Here is a 429-nt window from a genome sequence, read left to right as displayed (position 1 = left end):
GCGCACGTTCCTGCGCGTCGGCGGGCTCGTACCGGTAGGCCAGGCTGCGTTCATGGTTCTCGGCGAAGTCCGATTCGTAGGCCGCCCAGAGCCGCTGCTCGATCGCTTCCGCCACGGGAATCTCCTGCACCCAGGTGGACGCGGGCGCCTGCTGCACGACGGCGCCGTAGTCGCGCTCCGCCAGCGTGATGCCGACGCGCTCGATGCGCTCGCGCATCGGCGGGTGCGAATCGAACGGATGCGGCACGTTCCCCGACTGCATCGCCGCCGCGAAATCCGGCGAGCCCGCGTAGCGCCCCAGGCCCTGCGCGATGAAGCCCGCGATGCCCAGCGTGCCCGTCTGGCGCTGGTCGCGGCCGAACAGGTCTTCCTCGATGCGGTGGCGGTACTGCGCATAGGCCGCGATCTTCACGAGCGAACGGGCGATGC

1 protein-coding gene is annotated in these 429 nt (G+C 70.6%); it reads right to left on the bottom strand.

The genetic code is table 11. The features are described 5' to 3' along the window. On the bottom strand, positions 1–429 hold a 429-nt coding region (locus AC066S_RS39555; protein ID WP_478272022.1), incomplete at both ends, for a hypothetical protein.

This window comes from Bradyrhizobium sp. CFUWI (genome assembly GCF_056429085.1).
This window is presented reverse-complemented; position numbering and strand designations above follow the sequence as displayed.